Origin of the sequence: Desulfobacter curvatus DSM 3379 (assembly GCF_000373985.1) — a bacterium.
Taxonomy (GTDB): Bacteria; Desulfobacterota; Desulfobacteria; order Desulfobacterales; family Desulfobacteraceae; genus Desulfobacter; species Desulfobacter curvatus.
Genome location: NZ_KB892921.1, coordinates 7,870 through 8,084, shown reverse-complemented (window position 1 = coordinate 8,084; position 215 = coordinate 7,870). Strand labels below are relative to the sequence as shown.

Sequence of the window (215 nt, the reverse complement as noted above, 5' to 3'; positions counted from 1 at the left end):
TTTTTAAATTGAAGATATTCTTTAAATTGATCCATGCATTATCCTCCACTTACTGGGGTTTTATGAGCAGGATAATAGATTAAAATACGTATGTCAAATAATATTTACATACCATTAANGGCGCGTANATTTCTCTGTCTATAGCCTGTTTGATTAAAATGTGAGTACGTAAAATAAAAATTNACATTTTTCAACTATTCATCGATAAGAACNNT

1 pseudogene (running past one end of the window) is annotated in these 215 nt (G+C 28.1%); it reads right to left on the bottom strand.

Annotation, left to right across the window (positions count from 1 at the left end):
- Positions 1-190: 190 nt before the first annotated feature.
- Positions 191-215, bottom strand: a pseudogene (locus B147_RS27280) (DMT family transporter); it runs 974 nt beyond the window's last position.